Raw genomic sequence first — 25519 nt, forward strand, 5'->3', positions numbered from 1 at the left:
TATCAATAACCTCATCTTATTTTAGATAGATTAGTCAAACATGCTTAACTGTGGTGTCGGTTTTATCACTTTTTCTTTTGGCACATGAGAGCATTCAAATTCTTCAACCGGAAAGCCTTCGATAAAGCTGGAAATATCAGGTGATTCTAAACTTAACCACTCTTCTAGTCGGTCATGTGGAATCACAATCACTGATCTTTTGACATCGCCTGGTTCGTGAAAGTCTTTCATCATGGGATGGTCGATGGCATCCATGGTTAACATGCTTGCAGAACGAATAACCGACTCATTAATTTTGCAAATTTCATAGATCGCTGCAATGAAAAAAGCTTGCCCATCTTTACGGCGTACACCCCATCGTTCCGGCTTATCATTTATATATTTACTTTCATAAAACTCGGTCACTGGAATTACACCGAATTTGCATTTAAGAGCAGCTTCTTGAAAACTCGGTTTTTGGAAAATCGTTTCATGACGGGCATTGTAGGTATGTTTTGCTATGTTGGTATCCTCAGCCCACTTTGGAACTAAGCCGAACATGACTTCACGCCATTCAAGACCTTGTGGTGATTTGAATAATAGTGGCATAGTTCCCGCAGGATAAACCTCTTCGGCATAGCTAAAGCCAACCAAAGGCAACTGAAGTTGCTGTAATTGAGCAAGAGTTAAAGGTTTAAAGTTGGCACACATAGCAAGAATAAAATACTCTATATTTACTTCTGTTATTTTATAAGCATTTACCACATAAACCAAATAAAAAGGCACTCGAAAGTGCCCTTAACGACATAACTTTACGCTTATGAAATGTGTTGAATCCCTTGAGGAATCGCCTGCAATAGACGTTTAGTGTAATCATGTTGAGGATGTGCATAGAGCTCATCCGAATTGGCAATTTCCACAACTTCTCCATGATTCATGACCATCACCTGATCAGAGATATATTTCACAACCGATAAGTCATGTGAAATAAAGATATAACTCAGCCCAAACTCATCTTGTAAATCTTGTAATAAGTTAAGTACCTGCGCTTGGACAGAAACATCGAGCGCTGAAACAGATTCATCACAAATCAAAATTTCAGGCTTTAGCGTTAAACAGCGTGCAATCGCAATACGTTGGCGTTGTCCACCCGAGAACTCATGCGGGTATCGATAATAAGCTTGTTCAGGCAAATTCACTCGCTCAAGTAAACCAAGTGCAATTTGTTTTCGCTCAGCATCATCTTTACCAATACCATGAATTTGCATAGGCTCTAATAATATTTGCCCAATGGTAAAACGTGGATTAAGAGAGGCATATGGGTTTTGAAAAATGATCTGTATCTTTCGTTGATATTTAGCAAACTCTTTTTCAGTTAATGAAAGAATATCTTTACCTTCGATGAAAGCCTGCCCACCAGACGCCTGATGTAAGCGCATGAGTAATAGTCCAACAGTCGTTTTACCTGAACCTGACTCACCGACTAAACCTAAGGTTTTTCCTTTAGCGAGTTTAAAAGAAACTCCTTTAACTGCCTGAAACTCTTCTTTGCCAAATAGACCTTTACGGCTATAAAAGCTTTTTTTCAGGTCTTTTACTTCTAAAATGATTTGCTCATCACCATTTAAGCCACGTTTGCGCTCGGGAATTTCTGAAGCATCAAAACTTTGTTCGACCAATATATTGTCTTCTTGACGCATAAAATCGCTGGTCACTGGTAAACGATAAGGTCGTTGTGACATTTGCGGGCGGCAATAGAGCAAAGCTCTCGTATATACATCTTTAGGCTGCTCAAGAACCTCTTCAGCAACGCCTTGCTCTCTAATCTCACCATGACGCATCACAATGACTTTATCTGCAATTTCACCGACCAATGCTAAATCGTGAGTAATAAAAAGCATCGACATTTGACGGCGTTTACGCAATGACTCAAGTAAATCAATAATCTGTTTTTGGATCGTGACATCTAGTGCAGTGGTCGGTTCATCGGCAATGAGCAGTTTAGGCTCACACGCAATCGCCATAGCAATCATGACACGTTGTTGTTGACCACCCGAAAGTTGGTTTGGATAGGCATCAATTTTGGTTTCAGGTGAAGGAATACCTACTTCTTTAAGCAACTCTAAAACGCGTTGTCGGGCCTGTTTACGGCTCAATCCCATATGCAAACACAACACTTCTGCAATTTGATTACCCACCGTAAAAACAGGATTTAATGATGACATCGGCTCCTGAAAAATCATGGCAATATCTTTGCCACAAATTTTACGCATCTCTGTACGAGATAAGCTGAGCAAATCTTTGCCTTCAAATATAATTTTACTTTGCTCATCAATTTTACTCTGACCTACAGGCAGTAAGCCCATAGTTGCCAAAGAAGTAACCGATTTGCCGCTACCCGACTCACCTACTAAAGCAACCGTGGTGTTTGCAGGAATATCAAAACTAATTCCCTTCACGGTTTCAATATATTGTTTATCTTCACCTTTAAAACTCACTCGTAAATTTTTAACATGCAGTAACGGCGCATTCTTATTTTCATGTTTTGACATTAGGATTTCCTCTTATTTTAGTTTTGGATCTAATGCATCACGAAGTGCATCAGTAAACATTGAAAATGCCGTTACCAAAACAGCCATCGCGACAGAGGCTGCGACAAGCTGCCACCACTTACCTAAAAGAAGTTCACTTTGCGCTTCATTTAACATACTCCCCCAAGACACTACGCCTACTGGCACACCAAAACCTAAGAAACTCAAGATGACTTCAGATTTAATAAAAGACACCACTAGAATCGACATTTGGACCAAAGCGATATGGCTGACATTAGGAAAAATATGAATGAACATACGGCGGAAGTGTCCAACGCCAATTGCCTTAGCAGCAAGAACGTACTCACGTGCAGTATGTTTCATATATTCGGCACGAATTAAACGATAAACACCCGTCCAGCCCGTTAAACCTAAAATCAGAACAATGGACAATATGCCTTTTTGTTGAAGTACGGCAGCAATAGCAAGCACTAATAATAAATATGGGATTGAAGTAAAAATATTATAAAACCAGTTGAGAATATCATCCACCCAACCACCAAAATATCCAGAAATTGCACCTAAAAGTGTACCAATCCCTACTGCAAGTAAAGCCGATATCACCCCAACAATAATTGAAGTTTCAGCACCTTTAATGGTCTTTTTAAGGACGTCTTGTCCCCATTTATCAGCTCCAAATATAAGTGTGCTTTTAAGTTCACTTTGCTGATCAAGTAAATGTCCTCCCAGCTGCTGATCAATTGCTTTCATATCATCAGCTAAAGGGTCAACTACACCATAATAATCAATTGCACTTCCCGCACTCTTTTCTTGTTTAATTTCAGCCTTGAGTTGGTGAATTACATCTTTTAAAGGATCAACTGGATTTATCGGTAACTCTTCTTCAATCGCTGCTGCATTTTGCCCTGCACCTGTTGTCTTATCTGCGCCTATAAATGTAGGTGGTGCATAACTTACTGCAACCTCTTTATTCCAGTCAGATGCAATCACACCCGTCATTGATAGAACCAAGATAATAAAATAAAGCAATACAATCACTAGCGATGACACTGCGATCTTGTCGGCTCGAAGACGTCGCATGGCAAGTTTCCACAGGCCAGATGAATGAGCTTCGGCTTTTGTTTGTTGTTTTCTTTTTGATAAAACGCTCAGCATAGCCCACCTACTTCAACTGTACACGTGGATCAACCACTTTGTAGACCAAATCGGCAATCAGGTTAAAAATCATAGTTGCAGCTGCGATATAAACTGTAATTGCCTTAATAACAGGAAAATCACTCCGCTCTACTGCAATAATCACCTCTCGGCCAATCCCGGGAATGCCAAAAAAACGTTCAATTAAAAATGCGCCTATGAGCAATGCAGGTAAAGTTGACATTACGTCGGTAATAATAGGAATTGAAGCGTTCCGCAGGACATGTACACCTAAGATTCGGCTTTCACCTACGCCTTTAGCACGTGCTGTTCGAACATAATCCTGATTAATTTCATCAAGCACAAAGCTACGATATAAACGCAAAGTCGGTGCAATACTCACCACCAGCATGATTAAAATTGGTAGTAAGGCAAATTTAAATAAATTCTCGGAAAAAGTGTCACTCCAGCCTTGTACAGGAAACCAACTTAGCTGATAAGCCAGAACATATTGAAAAACGATAATGTACACTAAGATGCTGATCGACATGCCGATGGTACATAACATCATGACCATACGGTCAGTTAGAGAACCACGTACAGCTGCAACAGCCAATGCCAAAATAATTGAAATAACCGTCTGTAAAATAGTCAGTGGAATTAAAAGCGTGAGCGATGGTCCTAATCGGATTAAAATAATTTGGGAAACAGGTTCTCCAGTACTCCAACTCGCCCCATAGTCAAAAGTCAGTATTTGTTTAATGAAAATCCAGAGCTGAACGTAATAAGGCTGATCGACACCTAACTGCTTACGAATGTTTTCAATCTGCTCAGGATTAGACATCTTGCCCGCTAAAATATAAGCAGGATCGCCACCTACCCAGTTAAAAAGAATAAAAATAAGTAAGACTACCCCCAACATGGTTGGAATCATCTGCCATAAACGCCGAATAACATATGCAAGCATAGTGATAATTCCTTATTTAACCCGTTGTCCGGTAATTTCATTAAAGAACGCTTTGTTATCAGGTTCTCGGTCAAGGAAATCTTTAACTAATTCAGCTGCCGGTTTTTGGCTACCTTGTGACAAAATGGTTTGACGGTAACGCTGTCCAACTTGCGGGTTATTAAGGTTGTCCCCATAGGCAGAAAGCATGTCTAAAGCTAAAACCTCAGACCACATATAGCCGTAATAACCAGCTTGATAACCACCCATCAAATGCCCAAACTGCCCAGGAAACTCTGTTGTTGGTACATAATCTAACGCTGTAGCAGCTTCCATTTTTTGCCAATTTTCTAAAGGCTTTACTTCTAATGCATCGGCGGTATGTAATGACATATCGTACTGTGCATAAAGAGTTTGACGCGCATAACGCAAGCCGCGTCCATAGTTATGTACTGCTTTTAAACGAGCAATGAGTTCATCATCAACACGTGGACATGCTGGATCACAGTAATCAGCCACTTTAGATAAAGTCTCTTTACGGCGTGCCCACTCTTCATACATTTGAGACGGCGCTTCTACAAAATCACGCTCTACAGAGGTTCCAGACTGACTGGCATAACGTGTATTGGATAAAATGCCATGTAAGGCATGACCAAACTCATGAACAAAAGTTTCTAGCTCATCACTGTTTAAACCTTTACGGTTAAAATTGGTGACTAATGCTGAAACTGGTAATCGATTGGTTAAAGTGCTGCCACCATATACTCCCCAAACGGCGGCATGGCCATACTTCCCTTCACGAGGAAATTTATCCATATATAAGCCGCCAAGAAGCTTTCCTGTCTTTTTATCAACTACATCGTAATATTCAACTTCATCCTGCCATGCTTTAACTTTGACAGGTTTAAAATCAATGCCATAAAGGTCAGATGAAATGGAAAATAACCATTTTTGAGAAGCTAAAGTGGGGAAATAATCACGAAGTTTTTCCTGATCAATCTGATATTTATTCTTACGAAGTTTTTCACTCCAGTAAGCTTCACTCCAACGTGTGATCTCGGTTTTTTCTAATGGCGTTTTTAAAGTTCGTGCTTTAAATGCACGGAGTTCTTCTACTTCTTTACGTTCAAGTGGTGCTACTGTTTTTTGGACTTCTGCTAAAAATTGATTTACAGCCTCAGGCGTTTTAGCCATACGGTCTTTTAAAACCCAATCTGCATAACTTGCTTTTCCAAATAACTGAGCAAGCTCATAACGCAAATCTATTGCCTGTTTAAGTAGTTTTAAATTTTGCTCAGTACCACGTCGAGTAAAGGCAATTTGATATCTTTTCCGAGCATCATCATTATCTGCCAACTCCATAAATGGACGATATTCAGGATATTCAAAACCTAATAAATAATTGCCTTTAGTATTTTTCTTTAATGCTGAAATATAACTTTGAGGTAAGCCTTTCATCTCTTCAGGAGTAAACTCAAGTTTTTCCGGATTATCTCGGACGTTACGTGCATATTCTTGTTCGAGTTTGGTCAACTCATCCAGAATGGCCTTCATTCGTGCACGCTTTACCGGTTCAAGTTGAACACCTGTGTCTTCAAACTGATCTAGAATATCTTGGCGGTATTTTTGGTCAATTGGGTCTGTTGTTTGTGTATTTTTAATTAAGTTATATAGCTTCGGGTTCTGAAATATATCAGTGTGAAACTGATTAATTTTAATTTCACAGTCTTCTGCTGCCTTACGTAACTTTGCATCTGGGTCTACATTACTATATAGACTTATCGGACCTGAGAAATCTTCAAAATGCGCAAAAATTTTATCCCATTTTGCCAATATAGGTGCCGCTGCTGCATTATCTTTAACAGGCGTTTTTTCAAAAATAGTAATCTGTTGTTGAATCTTTTTTAAATTAGCATCACACCATGCTGGGAGCTGTTGTGCTTTAAGTAATGGCAAAGTAGGACGTGTTGTCTCTGCCGTTGCAAACTGACTTATACCTATGGTCAACATACATAAAGTTGTCATTTTCAATGCATTATTTTTCATCATATCTCCAATTTTTTTCATTTAATGATTAGATTTAGTATGTGTATCGATATCAAAATACATCCACTCAGCATGTAAAATTGGATGCTTTTTATATCCGATGATTTGTGGTTGAGCCAGCATATTTCGGTAGCGTGCATAAGAGACCTGAACAGGCATATACACTTCTAATAAACGTGTCATTTTTCGATAAAGTGCATCTCTCTCAGGACCTGCTTGCATTTGTTGTGTCTGACGATATAACTGATCAAACTCTGGTGTCGAACCACAAGACCAGTTCGTCATATGCGTATTGGGTCCATAAAAATTCTGCATAAAATTATCCCCATCTGGATAATCGGCGATCCATGCAGAAGAACCAAACATACCTTCACATTGTTTTTGCGCTCGAATGAGGTCTGCAAAAAGCATGGGTTTAAAGACCATGCGAATATTTAAACTATCAAAGTTCTTTTTCCAAAGTTCAGCACTTTGCTGCCCAATGCTGTCACTGCGCGCCATATATTCAATGACGAGAGGCTTGCCATTTGGTTGTGTACGCCAACCTGAAGCATCTTTTTTATAGTGATATCTATCTAATAGTAAATTTGCTGCTTTAACAGAATATGGCGTGCTACTTCTATACTGTGGATCGTTACCCACTACCCCTGGTGGAACTGGAAAATCTAAACGCTGAGCATCATCATTTCTTACTAATTTAATTTCTTGATCTATTGAACGAGACATTGCTATCGCCCGGCGTAAAGCAATCTTTTCTTTACTCATTCCACCAACGACCGGATTCTTAAGATTCCAATAGATATAGCTAATTTCAGGATCAACAATACGAGATAGCTGGACACCTTCTTTAGCAAGTTCAGGTCTTAATTTACCGTCTTTAATTGCTTTTGCGACCAGTTGACCTTCAAGCTGAAATATATCAATTTCACCACGCTGAAATGCCAGCCATCGCGATTGATTTTCTTCCATAACCTGAATATCAATTGTGCCTATTTGAGGCATTTTTTTATCTTTAAGGCGTTTTACAATTGCCTCATCCTCAGGGCTACTGGCAGCAAAGTTCCAAGTAAAACCACGGAAATCAGGATTCGCTTTTAAAACAATTCGTGAAGCTGGTACCCACTTACTGAGTACATAAGGTCCAGTCCCTACAGGATGGCCCATTACATAACCTGCTTTATCTTTATATTTTTCGATGACTTCACGTGCCACCGCACCTGTAGGGTCATGTGCCAGTAACAAAGGAAAGTTATAATCTGGCTTAACTAAACGAATCACCAAGGTGTATTTATCTGGTGTTTGTAAACCAATAACTTTTTGGTCATAGTTAAATTTTCCAGTTTTATTGGCTGCATTTATTAATGCATCCATACCTTCAATTTTATTCTCTAATAACCAGCTATTTGGAGAACGTAAATTCGGGTCCAATAAACGCTTAAAAGAATAAGCATAATCATTGGCTGTTAATTCTCGTGGTTTACCTTTAAAAACAGGGTCCTGTGTAAAATAAACACCCTTTTTTATATGAATGGTATAGGTCAAACCATCGGCACTGACTTCTGGCAGGGCTGTGGCTATTTTCGGAACGAGTTTTGCTGGCCTTGCTAAGTAATCATAGGTATATAAAGTTTCAAATATTGAAGTGGTTACATGTGCCGAATATAGATCATGGATATAAGCTGGGTCGAAACCTGTTTCTGCTGTCGGGAATACATAACGTAGAATTTTATTGGGATCGGCTGGGCTTTTAGCATATAGAGCTGTAGAACCAGTTAATGCCATGCTAGCAAGTAAAAAACCGACACCACAATGCTTGAGCTGTTTTATTAAATTTTCAGTCATATTTATCTTTATCTAAAATTATTTTTTAACAGGGGTAATATCAAGATATTGCCAGTTCGTATTCATCATTGGGTGGGGTTTAAAACCCTGAACTTGTGGCCGTATCAACCAATTACGAATTCGCGTGACATGAATAATCCAAGGATTATCAGCTTCAATCTGGCGGTTAAGCTTTTCGTAATATGGTAGACGTTGTTGGGGTGGTAAATGAGTGGCTTGATTATAAAGAGCATCGTATGTTTTAGACTGGTAACAAGCATGGTTGCCCTGACCAGCATTTGGTCCATACAGTAATTGTGCAAAATTATCTCCCTCAGGATAGTCAGCAATCCATGCCCCACTCCAAATCATATATTTACATTGAGTTGCGGCTTTTAAGTTATCTGCAAAATTACTCACCTTAAAGTCAGCTCGAATGCCAATCGCATCCAGATTCTTTTTCCAGAGTTCGGAGTGGATAACTGAGGCCGAGCTATTTTCTGTATTAATTTTTAAAATTAAAGGTTTTCCGTTTGGCTGGGTTCTATAACCATCAGCACCTTTTTTATAACCATAATAATCAAGTAATTTATTTGCCAATAATGGATTGTACCCTACGCTACTTTTATATTTAGGGTTATAGCCATTTACACCTTCAGGTATAAACATTTCTGCTCTAACTGCTTGCCCTTTATAAGCCTGTTTTATACTTTCTTTTTGATTGTACGATAAAGTAATTGCTCTACGCAGAGCTATCTTTTCCGGGTTAAAACCACCAATGACTGGATCACGCATGTTCATCATCGTATAGGTCATTTCGGGTTCCTTATATGGGAAGTGCTTAATTCCTCTTTTCTGAAAAGAAGTCTTAAGTTGATTTCCATCTAAAGCTTGAGGAACAGCATCTGCTGTAAGTCTGTCAAAATCTAATTGACCCGACTGAAAAGCTAACCATCGTGACTGTTGTTCTTCAATAATACTGACTACAACCTTCCCAATTTGGGGCATTTTCTTACCGCTCATTTCTTTAATAAGCTGGTTATCCCAAGGTGTTCCTGTTGACTTAAAATTCCAGACAAAACCTCGATAATCAGGATTGGCAACTAATTCGACCTTACTTCTTGGAACATATTTACTTAACATGTAAGGTCCAGTACCAACCGGATGCATCCCGATACGATCACCGTAATAATCAACAACCTCTTTTGCAACGCCACCAAAGGTAATATAAGCAAGAATATAAGGAAAATTAAAGTCTTGGCGAGTCAAAGTGAATTGTAGAGTGTATCGATCAAGTGCTTTGACCCCAGCAATTGGGGTAGCATAATTAAACTTTCCCGTTTTCTTTGCTTGAGCTACAACTGCATCGGCACCTAACAATTTACCCTCAATAAAAGAAACTGAAGGTGCCCTATTTTCAGGATCTAAAATGCGTTTAATTGCATAGATGTAATCTTCAGCTACCAGCTCACGGCGTTTACCTTTAAAAGCAGGGTCATCGGTAAAATAAATACCAGGCCTAATTTTAAATATATAAACTTTACCGTCTTGTTCCACCTTAGGCAGACTTTCAGCCGTATAAGGAACTAACTGTACGGGACGAGCTAAATAATCATATTTGAGTAAAGGCTCAAATATGGTTTCCGCGATACTGGCACTATAAAAATTGGTGGTTTTAACCATGTCAAAACCATCATCTGGGGCTTCATAGGCAACGTGCAAAATTTTGTTTGGTTGTGCTGGCGTAATTGCGTAAGCACAAGGGATTGATGTAATAGCCAGACTTAAAATGGCGAGCTTAAAAAATTTTAATTTCAAGTTCATACCCACGTAATTAGTTTTTTTAAAAGATATTATCCTTTTGAGTAACATCTAAATCTGCATAAGAAAAGTTCTTTTTCGACAGATAGGCCTATTTAGGTCTTAAAATTCACTTTCCTTCATCATCTTTTTTATTTGATCAAATGGAAAAATAAAGTCAAATACCTAGAGTTTTATAACTATTGAATATAAAGCGAATTTCATGCCATTTATTAATATCCATCTTAAAATATTTTAAAATATTAAAAATTCATATTTTTATTAGATACTTAAAAACATTTGAACTATATAAATAAAAGTAACTTTTTGCCAAATATTATATTCATATAAGTTAATCATCTCACACCTTAAATGCACAAATAAAATACATTAAAAATTAATTATGATCCACATTAGAACCAGCTTACTTTACACATAATTTTTTAATAATTTATTGATTAATAATTAAATTGTAATCAAACCACATAACTATAGATATTATAACATTACCTATTCAAAAGCTCTAAAACGATACATTTTTATTTAATAAGCATGTGAAGAGTCTAGTAATGTATATTTTTTACACAAATAAATTTGAAACTTTTCGCCACCATCAAAATTTTTTCCAAATGGAAAATTTATTTTTATCTCAAAAAAAGCTAAAGCACCCTACTCAACCATAATAAAATCAATATATATCAATATTTTGCATAAACTAAAAAAAGAAAAATATATAGTTGGCACTTGCTTTGCTTAAAAACTTTCCAGCAATATCGCTAACGACAACAAAAAGGGATCAAATCCACGATGAAAAAAAAATACAATGTTCGATCTCAGGTAACCCCCAAGATCAGCAAAACAATTCTTAAATTAAGCACCCTTAGTTTAAGTATGATGTGTCTTACCCTGGCACAGGCAGCAGAAACTGAACAATCAAGTACTGATGAAAAACCAACAAAAGTCGTAAAAGTTGCCGTTACAGGTTCTTCAATCAAAGGAGTTGCAGCACAAAGTGCTTCCCCCATTACCATCGTAAAAGTTGATGAAATCTTAAAACAAGGGGTAACAACAACAGAGGAAGCATTAGCAAAGATCAGTGCAAACCAATCGAACTTTGTGACTGCAAGTAATGTTGGTGCAAGTAGGACGGCAGGTTCAGCAGCGAACCTTAGAGCCTTAGGTGCCAATAAAACACTTGTTTTACTGAATGGTCGTCGGTTGGCTGCAAATGCATATGATAGCGGCGTCACAAACTTAAATATTATTCCACTCGCAATGTTAGACCGAATTGAGGTTTTACGTGATGGTGCTTCTTCCATTTATGGAACAGATGCAATTGGTGGGGTAATTAATTTTATTACTAAAAAACAGTTTACGGGCCTTAATCTAACCGCTGGTTATCAAAAACCAGAAGAAAATGGTGGAGAACAGCAAGATTACAGCATCTTTGGCGGCTTCGGTGATTTAGATGAAAATGGCTATAACGTTTTTGGTGTTGTCGACTATCGCAAAGGCGATGATGTCATGGCCAAAGACCGCAAAGTCAGTCGGCGTGGAGGTTTATTACCTGAATTAGGTATAGAAAAAGCCAGTAGTGGCTCATTTCCCGCCAATGTTCCGGGCTTGAGTAACCCATATGCATCTACAGGTTGCGGTGATAATCCTCTTGTTACGACGAGTCAGGATGGGAAAAGTTGTCTATATAACAGCCAAGCTGTGATTGGAATTGTTCCAAAAACAGAAGATATATCTGTAATGGGACATGCCACTTTTAAACTGAATGATAATTTCAATGCGATTGCAGAATATTTATACGCAAGAAGTGAAATTACTACTTCAGTAGCGCCAGATGTATTTTTTGATCTGACGCTTGACCCTAGCAGTAAATATTATCCAGGAAATGGCATAACTCCAGCTTTAGCAGGCGCTACTGGAACTATCCCACTATATCTGCGTTCACAATCAGGTAACCGTATAAGTAACAGTATTAACCAATCACATAGATTGTTTGCTGGTATTGAGGGTGAAACTCATGGTTGGGATATTAATTCAGGCGTTACCTATGCGCATAGTAGTGCATCGGATGCTATTGTAAGTGGCTATTTGAACTTTGATAAAACACAAGAAGCTTTAAACAATGGTATTTTAAACCCATTCGGACCGCAAAACCCTGAAGATGCTAATGTATGGAATGAGTTAGGAGTTGAAGGTAAATACTTAAAAGCCAACCTAGATACAACTACCGTTGATTTCACTGCAAGTCGACCTATATTTAAATTACCCGCTGGAGACGTTGGTTTTGCAATTGGGGCAAGCTATCGCTATGAAGATTGGACCACAAAAGTCATTGATGATGTTGCCCGAGTGGCGCCTAGTACAGGGGTCGATCCTGATGAACCAGTAAATACTGGCGATCGTAATATTAAATCGGTATTTACCGAATTTCACATTCCTCTTCATAAAACTTTAGAAGCTCAAATTGCCGCTCGTTATGATGACTACAACGATTTTGGTGATACGTTTAATCCAAAATTTGCACTTCGTTGGGAACCTATTAAACAGTTAATGTTCCGTACAACTTATAGTACTGGTTTCAGAGCTCCAACACTTTGGGAAGTGAATGGACCAAATTCAGTAACCAATACAGGTGGATACTATTATGATCCAGTACTCTGCCCAGGAGGCGACTTAAAAACAGGTGGTGTAAAAGAGCGTGATTGTAATATGCAATTCGACAGACAAAATGGAGGTAATAAAAATCTTGATCCGGAAGAATCAAAGTCTTTTACTGCAGGCTTAGTATTTGAACCAATTAAAAATTTAGCTTTCACTCTTGATTACTTCAATATCGAAGTCGACAAGCAAATTGCTACACTTTCAGAAACTGCTATTTTTGACGATCCAGTGAAATATGCAGACAAATTTGTACGTAACCCTGATGGCTCATTAGATTATATTATTACAACACAACAAAATTTAGGTGGAATTAAAACCTCAGGTTTTGATGTCGGCTTAAGTTGGGTTTCTCCAATGACTGCTACAGGTCGATTTGGTTTCAACATTGATGGTACATATATAACAGACTACAAATATCAAGCCGAACCAGATGGGGACTGGAAAAGTGTTGCCGGCACTTATAGTGGTCTAGACTACCAAGCTATTATTCTTCGCTGGAAACATACTGCAAACCTAAATTGGAATTATGAAAACTGGGCTTTAAACCTACAACAAAATTTTTCACGCGGTTATGAAGATCAAAATTCAACTTCTTCTGTCAAGCCTGGTTATAGAAATCACAAGGTAAGTGACTATACGACATACAACATTTCAGGCACATACAAAGGCTTTAAAAATCTAGAAGTGACCGCTGGTATCAAAAATATTTTTGATGAAGACCCTCCTGCTTCAAATGTCGGTGACAACTTCCAAATGGGATATGACCCACGTTACGCAGATCCTTTAGGGCGTACGTACTTTGTACGAGGTACATATAAGTTCTAAATGGTTGTTCTGCAAACATGACTTAAACATCATGTTTGCAGACCGAATACTCACCCTTAGTCAAACATTAATTTAAGAATTGTTTGTCTCAAGTTTCAGGAGTAACTATGGGCATGACTTTTACAGACATAGAAAATAAATCTGCAAAGCGCCTTATTGGTATTGCCGCAGTACTTTTTCTGCATCTTCTTGTTGCCTATATTCTGATGTCAGGTTTAGCAAACAATATTCAAAAACCAGCAGAAAAACCTGTGGAATTACAAATTATTCAAGACATTAAACCACCTCCTCCACCTAAACCGGAGGAGCCAAAACCTAAGGAAAAACCGCCTGAACCACCTAAAATGGTAGAAAAAGTTGCCAAAGTTCCTGAGCCGCCTAAACAAGTAGAGAAAGTAGCGACACCGGTACAAAAAACGACACCAGTAGCTCAACCAACTAAAGTTGCTACCCCAGCTCCTGCTGCACCTAGCACCCCATCACCAAGCCCTGTTGCCGCACCAGCTCCAGTGGCAGCTGCCCCAGCTCCTAAACCAGCTGGCGTAACTCGTGGTGTTTCGGAAGGTTCTGCTGGCTGTGAAAAACCGGAATATCCTCGTGAAGCACTGATGAATGAAGAACAAGGTACGGTGCGTATACGTGTTTTGGTTGATACTTCAGGCAAAGTCATTGATGCCAAAGTAAAAAAATCAAGTGGCAGCAAAACCTTAGATAAAGCAGCAACTAAAGCTTACAGCTTATGTACATTCAAACCAGCAATGAAAGATGGCGTGCCTCAGCAAGACTGGTATGAAATTGAATATCCATTCGTAATTGAATAAACAATTGAATTAGTCAGAAATTAAAAAATATTGGAGATAATATGATGAAAAAATCAACTCAACCGCTAGTACGTTTCGCTTCTGCAAGTTTAATCGCAGCTTGCTCATTACTTCCATTAAACTCGGTTTTTGCAGAAGAAACCAGTAATGCTCCTGTGGCAACAGCAACCGCTGAAGCTACTTCAAATGCAAATACTCCAACTCCACCACCGAAGCCAGCAACAAGCGAAACTGTTAAAAACCCTTATGGTCTAGAAGCGCTTTGGCGTGAAGGAGACTTAGTCGCTAAATCTACCTTATTTATATTAGTACTGATGTCTATTGGCACGTGGTACATCATTATTTCAAAATTCTTACAGCAAGCTAAAGTAAAACGCCAAGGTAAAGAAGCAGAGAAAAGTTTTTGGGAAGCAACTTCACTAGATAATGCAGCTGATAATTTAGAACAAAGTAGCGCATATCGCTTTATTGCAGAAAAAGGCATTAACTCAACTAAATCGCACGGCGGCTCTTTACTTGAGCGAATCGATTTTAATACATGGGTGAGCATATCAATTCAACGCGCAATTGAAAAAATACAAAATCATTTAGGTGGTGGTTTAGCTTTCTTAGCAACCGTTGGATCTACTGCGCCATTTGTCGGTCTTTTTGGTACGGTTTGGGGAATTTATCACGCATTAACAGCTATCGGGATTTCAGGTCAGGCATCTATTGATAAAGTTGCTGGTCCTGTCGGTGAAGCTCTAATTATGACAGCTATTGGTCTTGCAGTCGCAGTACCCGCTGTACTTGGTTACAACTGGCTGACTCGCCGTAATAAAGCCGTTATGGAAAATGTTCGTTCGTTTGGTTCAGATTTACACGCAGTTTTATTAAGCGGTGAAATTAGTACCAATAATTCGGTTAACCGCAGCATTAAATAACGAGGAGCAAACGTTATGGGTATGAGTGTGGGTTCTGAAGATGATGACGAAATGATTGGTGCAATTAATACGACGCCTCTGGTTGATGTCATGTTAGTTTTACTTATTATTTTTCTAATTACGATTCCGGTAGTTACACATACGGTTCCAGTGAAACTGCCAGAAGAAAAAAATACGCCATATGCCACCACACCTGAAAATATTCAACTTTCTGTGAACAAGAAAGGAGATATTTTCTGGAATGAAAGCTATGTGCCTAATAAAGAAATATTGCTATCAAAGCTTCAAGCAGTTGCACAAAAAAGGCCTCAGCCAGAAGTTCATATTCGCGGAGATCAGCTTACTCATTTCGAGGCGATAGATCAGGTCATTAGCACGACCAAACAAGCTGGTATTGGCAAAATTGCATTTGTTACTACCCCACCAGCCTCCCAGTAAGTATTTTAAGGAGAATTTTATGGGTATGAATGTCGGTTCAAATAATGATGACGATGTGATGTTAGAAGTTAATATGACACCTCTTATTGATGTCATGTTGGTACTTATTATTATGTTCATTATTACCATCCCTGCACCAAACAACGCGATTAATATTAATTTGCCAAACGGCACACCGCCTCCAACAAATGAAAAGCCGCCTGAAGTGATTGATGTAAGAATTGACGCAGCAGGTAAAGTGTTTTGGAATAACCAGCAGGTTTCAGACCGCACCGCACTAGAGACTTTATTTCAAAGTGTGGTTGCTAAAAAAGATCAAGACCAGATCAAACTTAAACCAGATCAAATGGCTGAATATAAAAATGTGGCTATGGTCATGGCTACAGCGCAGCGTTTAGGTGTCACCAAAATTGGAATTGTGAGTAATAGTTAAGTCATACATTTAATTTATTCTTTCAAATAAAAAAAGCCTCCGAAGAGGCTTTTTTTATGACAGGTTAAAATTAGTCACCTGTATAACCTTTTAATTTTAAACGAGCAGCATGAAGTAACGGCTCAGTATAACCTGAAGGCTGTTCACAACCTTTAAAGATGAGGTCAGAAGCAGCTTGGAAAGCAATGTTAGTTTCAAAGTTAGCAGCCATTGGTTTATACAATGGGTCATTCGCATTTTGCTCATCAACAATTTTTGCCATGCGTTTAAGCACTTCTTCAACTTGTTCACGAGTCACAATACCGTGACGTAACCAGTTTGCAACGTGTTGAGAAGAAATACGTAATGTTGCACGGTCTTCCATTAAGCCTACATTATTAATGTCAGGAACTTTCGAACAACCCACGCCTAAGTCAACCCAACGAACAACGTAACCTAAAATACCTTGGCAGTTATTTTCAAGCTCATTGTTGATTTCTTCTGCTGACCAGTTGGTTTCTGGTGCAAACGGAGGAGTCAACAAGTCATCTAATGACAACATTTCTTCAGCTTTCAACTGATCTTGACGTGCTTTAACATTCACTTGATGGTAATGCATCGCATGAAGTACTGCACCTGCTGGAGATGGAACCCAAGCACATGAAGCACCCGCATTTGGATGTGCAGCTTTAGTTGCCAACATATCTTTCATGCTATCTGGTTTTGGCCACATGCCTTTACCAATTTGTGCTTTACCTTGTAAACCAGTCTTCAAACCAATTGCAACGTTACGGTTTTCGTAAGCAGCAATCCATTTTTGTGTTTTTACAGCTTCTTTACGAACAACTGGTGCAGCTTCCATTGAGGTATGAATTTCATCACCAGTACGGTCCATGAAACCAGTATTAATAAAGATCGTGCGGTCTTTTGCCGCAGCAATACAGTTTTTCAAGTTTACAGATGTACGGCGCTCTTCATCCATAATACCGATTTTTAACGATTTAGGTGGTAAACCAATCGCTTGTTCAGCACGTTCAAATAACTCTACAGCAAACGCAACTTCTTCTGGACCATGCATTTTTGGTTTAACAATATACATAGAACCTTTACGAGAGTTCTTGTTTTCGTTTTCACTACGGATGTCTGCAACTGACAACAATGGTGTTACCAATGCATCCATAATACCTTCGAAAATCTCTTCCCCATCTACTAAAATAGCTGGGTTAGTCATTAAGTGACCTACGTTACGAAGTAACATAAGTGAACGACCATGAAGTTTCGTTGTACCACCAATTAAGTTTTTAATTTCGCGGTCTTTATTTAAATCACGAACAATCATTTTACCATTTTTCTCGATAGATTCTTGAAGCGTACCCTTCATTAAACCTAACCAGTTACGGTAACCTTCAACTTTTTCTTCAGCATCTACTGCCGCAACAGAATCTTCTAAATCCTGAATAGTAGTTACAGCCGCTTCAAATGTTAAGTCTTTAACACCCGCTAAATCAGTTTGACCAATTGGGCTAGATGCATCAATTTCGATAATGACATGAAGGCCATTACTTAAAAGAACAACTTCTGTAGGGTTCGCTTCTTCACCATTGAAACCAACGAACTGAGCTTCATGAGCTAAGCCTGTTTTTGAACCATCTTTCAAAGTCACAACAAGTTTATTTTGCTCAATCGCATATTTTGTCGCATCTGCATGTGAGCCTTGTGCAAGTGGGAAAACTTCATTTAAGAAGTTTTTAGCGAACTCAATCACTTTTGCACCACGTACTGGGTTATATCCTTTACCTTTTTCAGCTCCACCTTCTTCAGAAATTACATCGAAGCCGTAAAGTGCATCATATAAAGAGCCCCAACGCGCATTTGCTGCGTTTAAGCTATAACGTGCATTACGTACAGGTACAACTAACTGCGGCCCTGCCAATAATGCGATTTCTTCATCAACGTTTTCAGTTGTAATTTGAAAATCTTCAACTTCTGGCAATAAATAACCAATTTCTGTTAAGAATGCCTTATAAGCACCTAATTCAAATTTATTGTTGCGGTGCCATTCATCAATTTTTGCTTGTAATTCATCACGCTTAGCCAATAATGCTTTATTTTTTGGGCTAAGATCGACAACAACTTGCTCAAAGTTCTTCCAGTAAGTTTCACTATCTAAACCAGAACCTGGTAAAGCTTCATTTTCGATAAAATCGTAAAGTTCTTTAGCAATCGCTAACTTGCCTTTTTGAATACGTGCAGTCATTGTCTTTCCTGAAGTTGCTACTTTTTATACCAAGAGAATCCTAGTATACCGATTTAAATTAAGCTGAATACTAATATCACATTCCTAAATAGTAAGCATTTTCCCTTGTAAAACTATTGACAAAGATAAATTTCTCTATATAGGAAATATTAAAATTCTAACTAGGATTCCCAACAATTTATTCAATATTTAAAGATACTGAAACTAGACTTTTTGTTAACAGACAAAAAATTCCACTATCTTATTTTTCTAAAGCGTATTTAGTTATATCAAACTTTGCAGCATGAAAAAGCATTATTTAACTAAAATTATCTATTTTTGTTGTAAAAAAAGCGCCCTATAAAGAGCGCTCTTCATATCTATTTTTTATGTGTTTTTAGCTTCATCAATATGGCGATGTTCTGAATGCAAATATTCATCTGATTGCATTTCCAATAAACGCGAACGAGTACGCTCAATTTCAAAGGCTAATTTTTCACCTTGATAAATATCAATAATACTATCTTGCGAAGTTAAAAGTAGTTTTACTCCACGATCATAAAACTCATCGACTAAGTAGATAAAACGACGTGTACCTTCGGATAAGAAATCTGTTAAATGCGGAACATTACTTACCAGAACCGTATTATAGATATTTGCAATTTCAATAAAATCTGCTGGGCTGCGTGGTTTAAAGCAAAGTTCAGAAAACTCACACCACAACACATCTTCTGTATGACCAAGAGTCTCGACCACACGATTATTAATCACAATCGGCTCTTGAGAATGAGCTTGTGTGTGAGTTAAAGCGCTAAAACGTTCCGCCATCCAACTTTGGACTTCATTACTTAATGGTGATTTAAATAATTGAGCTTGTTTTAAGACACGTAAACGATAATCCACACCTGCATCTACGTTTAAAACAGTACAGTTCTTTTTAACCATTTCAATTGTTGGCAAGAAACGATCACGATGAATACCGTTTTTATATAAACCGTCTGGTGCAATGTTTGATGTGGCAATCAATGTCACACCACGAACAAACAATTTTTGGAATAAATCACTCAAGATCATTGCATCAGTTACGTTTGATACAAAGAACTCATCAAAACAAATAACGACTGCATCTTTATAAATTTGGTCAGCCACAATTTCAAGTGGATTACGTTGACCAGAAAGCTTGTTTAATTCTTTATGAACATGTTGCATGAAATGATGAAAATGCATACGTGTTTTACGACGAAATGGCACTGACTCATAAAATTGATCCATAAGCCAAGTTTTTCCACGGCCTACTCCACCCCACATATAGACACCTTTAGGTGAAGTTTGGCGGCGAAAACGACGGAAAGCTTTTTTAGAGGCTTTATAACGGTTTAAAAGTTCTTTCCATACACGGTCTAATTCTTGCACGGCCTGTGCTTGCGCTTCATCTGCCATAAACTGGCCTGAAGCTAAAGCCTCAGCATAGCGTTCTGCTGGGGAAGAAGGTGAGAATGCAGTACTATGAGAAGATTTTAAATTTAACATATCGTTTTATTTCAATTTTAACTGATAGGAGTATAGCGAACATTTTGTTCAACCACATTAGCTTTTAGCATCAAGAATTACGACGATGACTCTTTGCCATATTGTCGAGGACTCTGTCCAAACCATCGTTTAAATGCATGATTAAATGCCGCTGGTTCAGAATAACCGAGTAAGTCGGCAATAACTTCTATTGAGTATTCTCTATATTCCATAAGCTTTAATGCCTTATTCTTAATAATTTGTTCACGAATTTGCTTATAACTCGTATTTAACTGTTGCAATTGATGCCTTAATGTCCTTTCAGGCATTTTCAATGCAAAAGCTGTTTCCGCCATGCTCGGGATAATTCCTTGTTGCAACTCAAGATAATCTTGCACACATTGTATGATATGTGGAGTTTGGTGATCTTGTTGATTTAATCTTGTTATTTCTGTAATACATTTTGATTCATAAATACGATGTGTAATGATGTCCGCAGAAGGGATTTTGATTTCAAGCACATCCTTGCTTAGGCTAAATGCTGCATATTTACCATTAAAGTGCACATCATCGCCATAGTATGCAAAATAGCGAGATAAGGTTTCTGAATCCGTTGGTTTTTCAAATGGAAGTTCTATACGCATAGCGGGCATTTCTAATCCCATCATCATATAAATATCTTGAATAAATTTATAAGTTCCTGAAACTTCACATTGTGCCCGCAACTGTCCCACTTGGGTTTTCAAATCAACAGGCAAATAATTTAAGATCGTACGCTCATCCGTTTCATAAAGCCCTAAAGCACCAAATAAATGTGTAAGTCTTTGATATTTTATCCCTTTACTTAATGCAGTTTGAACATCATTACTTGTTACAAGCAGCATAAGCAATGGGCCATAACCAGCTAAAGCATAATGCTGTCCAATGAATAGACCCTTTTCAGGCTCAACATTTTCGCTAATAATTTGTTGTATATCCCATTCTAAGCGATCATGAATTGTGGAGCTCGGATCTAAAGCATCAACCTTAATTCCTATACCAGCCAAACGTGAGTCGACATCAATGCCCGCATTGCGCATTCCTTGAATTAAATACATTAAACCAAGTATCGACCGTTTCATTCTTCTATCAATTTCCCTAGACTCAAATGTTTTACTATAAAGAAGAAAGAAAATTAATTGCCGAATCTATCAATTTTCACGTCGATACAATCATGTTTAAACTGATTAAAAAACGTTAGTCTTGCCTGCAATCCTCTTTTCAGCTTATGCAGGGTTTCCAATGCTAAACACAAAGCAAGATGCTATTCAAAAAACTAAAATCGCTATTATTGGCGCTGGATTTGGTGGCCTAGCAATGGCTATCCGTTTACTGCAAAATCAACAGCAAGACTTTGTTATTTTAGAAAAATCAGACGATGTCGGCGGAACTTGGCGAGAAAATCGCTATCCAGGTGCGGCATGTGATGTTCAATCTCATATGTATTCTCTCTCTTTTGCACCCAAAACTGACTGGTCAAAACGCTATGCTGAAGCACCAGAGATTTTTCAATATATTCAAGATATTACAAAAAAATATAAGATTAAAAATTATTGTAAATTCAACCATGATGTAACTCATGTCCAATATGATGAAATGCGTCATGTGTGGACTTTAGATTTTAAAAATCAACCTTCGATTGAAGCTCAATTTGTTGTTTTTGCATCAGGCCCGTTGCATATCCCACAAATCCCTCATATTCAAGGCATCGAAAAATTCAAAGGAAAAGTTTTTCACTCTTCACAGTGGGAGCATGACTATAACCTAAACGGTAAATCAGTCGCTTCTATCGGTACAGGTGGTAGTGCAATCCAATATATTCCAGAAATAGCCGGAGATGTTAAACAGCTCTATGTATTCCAAAGAACGGCAGCTTGGGTAATACCACGTGATGAACGCAAATACTCTCGTTTGAGTAAAGTATTATTCAAATCTTCTAATCTTTATCGCCAAATTCATCGTAGTCGTCTTTATTGGAGTAATGAGTCGCGCGTTGTACCCATTGTTCAACCCCAAATTATGAAATATGGTCAAAAGTTGGCAGAAGCTTTCATTCGCTTCCAAGTGAAAGACAAAGAAGTAGCCAAGAAACTTACACCTGACTTTGTGATGGGATGTAAACGTATTCTTATTTCAAATAAATATTTCCCTACATTTAACCTTAAAAATGTTGAGCTAGTAACGGATAGTATTCAAGAAATCAAAGAAAACAGTATTGTCACTAAAGATGGTAAAGAACGATCTATTGATTGTTTAATTTATGGTACTGGTTTTATTACTGACCCACGCATTTACTTGAAACATTTCACTTGTATTGGACGCAATCAAGTTGAGTTAAAACAGGCGTGGAAAAATGGTGCTGAAAGTTATTATGGCATTATGACTAAAAACTTTCCGAATCTGTTCCAATTAGTCGGACCTAATACAGTACTAGGCCATAATTCGATTATTTTTATGATTGAATCTCAAGTAAATTACATTTTACAACTCATCCAACTTGTAGAAAAGTCTGGGCAAAAAGCAGTTGAGATTAAACCAGAAGTTCAAGATACTTTTAACGAACGGATTCAAAATCAGCTTAAAGGAACTGTATGGCAAGCTGGAGGTTGTAGTAGCTGGTATCAATCTGCCGACGGAAAAAACTTTTCACTATGGCCTACCTATACATGGAAGTACTGGTTAGAAACGCGCAAAGTTAATCCTAAAGATTACTTACTTCTAAATAAAAGCTCACAGAGCTATGCAGCTTAAGATGTTCAAGACATAATAGGTGGGTTAAAAACAATCCACCTTTTATATGCAATCTTTTTATCTCATTATTCAAATTTTTTTAGCACTTGCTTCAGGCTATTTTCTAGCACCCAAACTATCTTTAAATATCCAAAAGTTTATTTTTAAAATACTGCCCTATTTTTCTTATATTCTCTTAGCAAGTGTAGCTTTAGAATTAACGCTAGCACTTGATCAAATTGAGAATCCTTCGGCCATACTTCCACCAGCTATTATTATCGCTATTACAACATCTTTTGGTTCTTTCTTTATCTGTTTATTGGCTTATACAATTTTTGATAAAGAAAGTGTCAAAGGCAAAATCTCACTTCAACTTTTTGTAAATGCTTTAAAAAATATTGCAAAGGCCTTTCTTGCTTTAGGCGTGGGTGTTCTATTAGGAGCTATCGCCACTCAATTCAATTCACATATGGCTTTTAATAGTTGGTATTTATTATTACTGTTTATTTTCTTAATTGGTATTGAACTTGCCTTCACTCATTTTAATCGTACATGGTTAAGCTGGAAGATTTTAATTGTACCTTTGGCTGCATTTATCGGTTCATGTATAGCGGGTTTCTTTAACTACTTTTTGCTTAGTAAGCATTTTGCACTGAATGAAACGTTAGCATTAGCACAAGGTTATGGTTGGTATTCAATGTCAGGGATATTATTTACGCAATTACACTCGGCAGAACTAGGTGGTATTGCATTATTAACAGATTTATTTAGAGAAATTGTTGCTATATTTTTAATGTATACAATGGGATGGCGTTTTCCACGCCCTGCTATCTCAAGTGCTGGCGCAACGTCAATGGATGTTACCTTGGCCATGGTAAAACAGTCATGTGGTACACATTATGTACCACATGCCATGATGAGCGGCTTATTATTAAGCCTACTCGCCCCGCTATTAATTAGCTTATTCCTAAATTTTTAAGCAATTGAAGTAAGAATAGACTTCAACATTTCTGTTGGATTTTCTGCTTTAGTAATCGGTCGACCAATGACTAAGTGTGTAGAACCATCAAGTATAGCTTGCTTCGGAGTCACAATACGTTTTTGGTCGTCCGCATTTGAACCTTCTGGACGAATACCAGGTGTTACCAAAGAGAAGTCTTGTCCAATTAAGTCGCGAAGAATTTTCGCTTCTTGCGCCGAACAAACCACACCATCTAATCCACTTTCTTTAGTGAGTTTAGCTAAACGTTTTACATGCTCTACTGGCTCAACATCTAGACCAATATCTTTTAAATCTTCACGTCCCATTGAAGTTAACACAGTAACCGCAATTAATTGAGTTTGATAGTTACCTGCTTTTAAGCGTTCTACACAAGTTTCCATCATTTTACGGCCACCAGAAGCATGGACATTGACCATCCACACTCCTAAATCAGCTGCTGCACAGACAGCCTGAGCGGTAGTATTTGGAATATCATGAAATTTAAGATCAAGAAAAACTTCAAAGTTTTGTTCTTGAAGTTTTTTTACAACAGATGGGCCTTCATGAGTAAAAAGCTCTTTACCCACTTTTACACGACATAAAGTAGGATCAAGTTGTTCAACAATTTTTAAAGCGTCATATTGGCTTTTTGCATCTAACGCAACAATGATACTCAAGAGACTTTCTTCCATCATATAAAATCAGCATCATTATAATAGACAAGGCATCAAGTAATAAAGGAATGTATAAGGAAGGCTTTCAAATTTAGAGACAATAATGTTATGGGAACTTATTTTTAGAAAAATACAAAGAAGAACAGACTAATAAATTAAGGAATATACTACTCTTTACTCGTAAATAAAGAGTAGTGTTCGAATTATAACGGAGTAGAGTTTTTATCTTGGGGATAAACATCTAAAACGGTTTTTTCATGTCTTACATTTGCAGCGGCTTCTGCTGCTGCCAATTGAGCACTTTGAATCTGTTCTTTTCTCAAATGGTCAATATCTTTACGAAGACGTTTAATTTCCCAGCCTTTTTGAAATACTCTGAAAACTTGCACACCTAACAAAAGACCAACCACTGTTCCAAGCACCAATGTGAGTAGCAATAATAAGCCTAAACGCATAGCTGGAACTTGGGTAAATAACAAATCAACAGACAGCTCTGTTGGATTTTGCAATACAAGTGCTAAAGAATAACCAAATACAACAATAAGCAATGCAATTAAAATATAACGCATAGGCACCCCGCTTATAAATTTTTATTTATTTCCCGGATTCATTGACTGCATCACGCAATGCTTTACCGGGTTTGAAATGTGGAACAGCTTTAGCTGCCACTTCTACTGATCTTCCAGTTTTAGGATTACGACCAACTCTTGGATCACGGTGGTGTAAAGCAAAGCTACCGAAACCACGGATTTCAATTCGATTATCAGTTGATAGGGCCTCTATCATTTGATCAATCATAATTTTAACCGCCTCTTCCACCAAAGGTTCAGCTAAGTGTGGGTTTTTCAGCGCAATGCGTTCAATCAAATCAGACTTATTAAGAGCTTCAGTAGTCATCTACGACCTCGTTATTTATTGCTACTCTATGTCGTTTGATAATAACCTGTTTAAATACAAAACGGTAGCGCAGTATGTT

The 25519-nt window shown here is 37.8% G+C and carries 20 protein-coding genes and 1 pseudogene; 8 read left to right on the top strand and 13 right to left on the bottom strand.

All coding sequences use genetic code 11. From position 1 onward, the window contains the following. Nucleotides 1-30: 30 nt before the first annotated feature. From F968_RS09840 to F968_RS09870, 7 genes are all read right to left on the bottom strand, one after another. Nucleotides 31-690 carry an SOS response-associated peptidase family protein gene (locus F968_RS09840; protein ID WP_034596614.1) on the bottom strand — a complete coding sequence of 220 codons (660 nt, stop codon included), beginning with the start codon at nt 688-690 and terminating at the stop codon, nt 31-33. A gap of 107 nt (nt 691-797) precedes the next feature. Then, complete coding sequence (locus tag F968_RS09845) at nt 798-2531, bottom strand: ABC transporter ATP-binding protein (protein WP_004792681.1); 1734 nt, start codon at nt 2529-2531, stop codon at nt 798-800. A 12-nt stretch (nt 2532-2543) separates the two neighbouring features. Next, entirely contained in the window at nt 2544-3686 is a 1143-nt protein-coding gene (locus tag F968_RS09850) for an ABC transporter permease (RefSeq protein WP_004792682.1), read from the bottom strand. 7 nt (nt 3687-3693) lie between these two features. Beyond that, complete coding sequence (locus F968_RS09855) at nt 3694-4632, bottom strand: ABC transporter permease (RefSeq protein WP_004792684.1); 939 nt, start codon at nt 4630-4632, stop codon at nt 3694-3696. A 12-nt stretch (nt 4633-4644) separates the two neighbouring features. Beyond that, nucleotides 4645-6678, bottom strand: coding sequence for a M3 family metallopeptidase (locus F968_RS09860; protein WP_081399520.1), 2034 nt, complete (start codon nt 6676-6678; stop codon nt 4645-4647). Then, nucleotides 6679-8499, bottom strand: coding sequence for an ABC transporter substrate-binding protein (locus tag F968_RS09865; protein ID WP_004792687.1), 1821 nt, complete (start codon nt 8497-8499; stop codon nt 6679-6681). A gap of 18 nt (nt 8500-8517) precedes the next feature. Then, a complete protein-coding gene (locus tag F968_RS09870) occupies nt 8518-10308 on the bottom strand; it encodes an ABC transporter substrate-binding protein (protein WP_081399521.1) in 1791 nt (596 codons plus the stop codon). Nucleotides 10309-10468: 160 nt separating this feature from the next. Here F968_RS09870 and F968_RS20635 point away from each other — a divergent pair. The 6 genes and pseudogenes from F968_RS20635 to F968_RS09895 all read left to right on the top strand — a co-directional run. After that, a pseudogene (locus tag F968_RS20635) lies at nt 10469-10537 on the top strand (hypothetical protein); the annotation flags it as partial. A gap of 548 nt (nt 10538-11085) precedes the next feature. Beyond that, nucleotides 11086-13779 (top strand): TonB-dependent receptor, encoded by a 2694-nt coding sequence (locus tag F968_RS09875; RefSeq protein WP_004792691.1) that lies wholly within the window; start codon nt 11086-11088, stop codon nt 13777-13779. 107 nt (nt 13780-13886) lie between these two features. Further along, on the top strand, nt 13887-14600 hold the full coding sequence (locus F968_RS09880; RefSeq protein ID WP_004792694.1) for an energy transducer TonB: 714 nt from the start codon (nt 13887-13889) through the stop codon (nt 14598-14600). 41 nt (nt 14601-14641) lie between these two features. After that, nucleotides 14642-15523 (top strand): MotA/TolQ/ExbB proton channel family protein, encoded by an 882-nt coding sequence (locus F968_RS09885; RefSeq protein WP_004792695.1) that lies wholly within the window; start codon nt 14642-14644, stop codon nt 15521-15523. Between the two features lie 15 nt (nt 15524-15538). Continuing rightward, nucleotides 15539-15961 carry an ExbD/TolR family protein gene (locus F968_RS09890; protein WP_004792697.1) on the top strand — a complete coding sequence of 141 codons (423 nt, stop codon included), beginning with the start codon at nt 15539-15541 and terminating at the stop codon, nt 15959-15961. Nucleotides 15962-15980: 19 nt separating this feature from the next. Further along, nucleotides 15981-16394 carry an ExbD/TolR family protein gene (locus F968_RS09895; protein ID WP_004792699.1) on the top strand — a complete coding sequence of 138 codons (414 nt, stop codon included), beginning with the start codon at nt 15981-15983 and terminating at the stop codon, nt 16392-16394. A 70-nt stretch (nt 16395-16464) separates the two neighbouring features. On the opposite strand, the gene F968_RS09900 is transcribed toward F968_RS09895, so the two are convergent. From F968_RS09900 to F968_RS09910, 3 genes are all read right to left on the bottom strand, one after another. Beyond that, entirely contained in the window at nt 16465-18630 is a 2166-nt protein-coding gene (locus F968_RS09900; RefSeq protein ID WP_004792701.1) for a malate synthase G, read from the bottom strand. A 366-nt stretch (nt 18631-18996) separates the two neighbouring features. Next, the gene (zapE, locus tag F968_RS09905; protein WP_004792704.1) at nt 18997-20139 is read right to left on the bottom strand and encodes a cell division protein ZapE; all 1143 of its coding nucleotides are present in this window, start codon (nt 20137-20139) and stop codon (nt 18997-18999) included. A 77-nt stretch (nt 20140-20216) separates the two neighbouring features. Continuing rightward, nucleotides 20217-21239, bottom strand: coding sequence for an AraC family transcriptional regulator (locus tag F968_RS09910; protein ID WP_013198070.1), 1023 nt, complete (start codon nt 21237-21239; stop codon nt 20217-20219). A gap of 121 nt (nt 21240-21360) precedes the next feature. Here F968_RS09910 and F968_RS09915 point away from each other — a divergent pair, with 121 nt between their 5' ends. Continuing rightward, nucleotides 21361-22908 carry a flavin-containing monooxygenase gene (locus tag F968_RS09915; protein WP_081399522.1) on the top strand — a complete coding sequence of 516 codons (1548 nt, stop codon included), beginning with the start codon at nt 21361-21363 and terminating at the stop codon, nt 22906-22908. A 46-nt stretch (nt 22909-22954) separates the two neighbouring features. Continuing rightward, complete coding sequence (locus tag F968_RS09920) at nt 22955-23866, top strand: LysO family transporter (protein ID WP_004792710.1); 912 nt, start codon at nt 22955-22957, stop codon at nt 23864-23866. On the opposite strand, the gene pyrF is transcribed toward F968_RS09920, so the two are convergent. The 3 genes from pyrF to F968_RS09935 form a co-directional block, all read right to left on the bottom strand. Further along, nucleotides 23863-24561: an orotidine-5'-phosphate decarboxylase gene (gene pyrF / locus F968_RS09925; protein ID WP_034596617.1), complete on the bottom strand. Its 699-nt coding sequence runs from the start codon at nt 24559-24561 to the stop codon at nt 23863-23865. The two genes, F968_RS09920 and pyrF, sit on opposite strands and share 4 nt — an antisense overlap. A 185-nt stretch (nt 24562-24746) precedes the next feature. Then, a complete protein-coding gene (locus F968_RS09930) occupies nt 24747-25112 on the bottom strand; it encodes a lipopolysaccharide assembly protein LapA domain-containing protein (protein WP_004792713.1) in 366 nt (121 codons plus the stop codon). 25 nt (nt 25113-25137) lie between these two features. Next, entirely contained in the window at nt 25138-25440 is a 303-nt protein-coding gene (locus tag F968_RS09935; RefSeq protein WP_003651488.1) for an integration host factor subunit beta, read from the bottom strand. Between the last annotated feature and the right edge of the window lie 79 nt (nt 25441-25519).

The organism is Acinetobacter sp. NIPH 817, assembly GCF_000368405.1.
Taxonomy (GTDB): Bacteria; Pseudomonadota; Gammaproteobacteria; order Pseudomonadales; family Moraxellaceae; genus Acinetobacter.

Coding starts and splice junctions, on each gene's coding strand:
- F968_RS09875 (WP_004792691.1), top strand. CDS start 11,086: ATGAAAAAAAAATACAATGTTCGATCTCAGGTAACCCCCAAGATCAGC.
- F968_RS09840 (WP_034596614.1), bottom strand. CDS start 690: ATGTGTGCCAACTTTAAACCTTTAACTCTTGCTCAATTACAGCAACTT.
- F968_RS09845 (WP_004792681.1), bottom strand. CDS start 2,531: ATGTCAAAACATGAAAATAAGAATGCGCCGTTACTGCATGTTAAAAAT.
- F968_RS09890 (WP_004792697.1), top strand. CDS start 15,539: ATGGGTATGAGTGTGGGTTCTGAAGATGATGACGAAATGATTGGTGCA.
- F968_RS09855 (WP_004792684.1), bottom strand. CDS start 4,632: ATGCTTGCATATGTTATTCGGCGTTTATGGCAGATGATTCCAACCATG.
- F968_RS09935 (WP_003651488.1), bottom strand. CDS start 25,440: ATGACTACTGAAGCTCTTAATAAGTCTGATTTGATTGAACGCATTGCG.
- F968_RS09920 (WP_004792710.1), top strand. CDS start 22,955: ATGCAATCTTTTTATCTCATTATTCAAATTTTTTTAGCACTTGCTTCA.
- F968_RS09865 (WP_004792687.1), bottom strand. CDS start 8,499: ATGACTGAAAATTTAATAAAACAGCTCAAGCATTGTGGTGTCGGTTTT.
- F968_RS09930 (WP_004792713.1), bottom strand. CDS start 25,112: ATGCGTTATATTTTAATTGCATTGCTTATTGTTGTATTTGGTTATTCT.
- F968_RS09900 (WP_004792701.1), bottom strand. CDS start 18,630: ATGACTGCACGTATTCAAAAAGGCAAGTTAGCGATTGCTAAAGAACTT.
- F968_RS09885 (WP_004792695.1), top strand. CDS start 14,642: ATGATGAAAAAATCAACTCAACCGCTAGTACGTTTCGCTTCTGCAAGT.
- F968_RS09895 (WP_004792699.1), top strand. CDS start 15,981: ATGGGTATGAATGTCGGTTCAAATAATGATGACGATGTGATGTTAGAA.
- zapE (WP_004792704.1), bottom strand. CDS start 20,139: ATGTTAAATTTAAAATCTTCTCATAGTACTGCATTCTCACCTTCTTCC.
- F968_RS09910 (WP_013198070.1), bottom strand. CDS start 21,239: ATGAAACGGTCGATACTTGGTTTAATGTATTTAATTCAAGGAATGCGC.
- pyrF (WP_034596617.1), bottom strand. CDS start 24,561: ATGGAAGAAAGTCTCTTGAGTATCATTGTTGCGTTAGATGCAAAAAGC.
- F968_RS09850 (WP_004792682.1), bottom strand. CDS start 3,686: ATGCTGAGCGTTTTATCAAAAAGAAAACAACAAACAAAAGCCGAAGCT.
- F968_RS09880 (WP_004792694.1), top strand. CDS start 13,887: ATGGGCATGACTTTTACAGACATAGAAAATAAATCTGCAAAGCGCCTT.
- F968_RS09860 (WP_081399520.1), bottom strand. CDS start 6,678: ATGAAAAAAATTGGAGATATGATGAAAAATAATGCATTGAAAATGACA.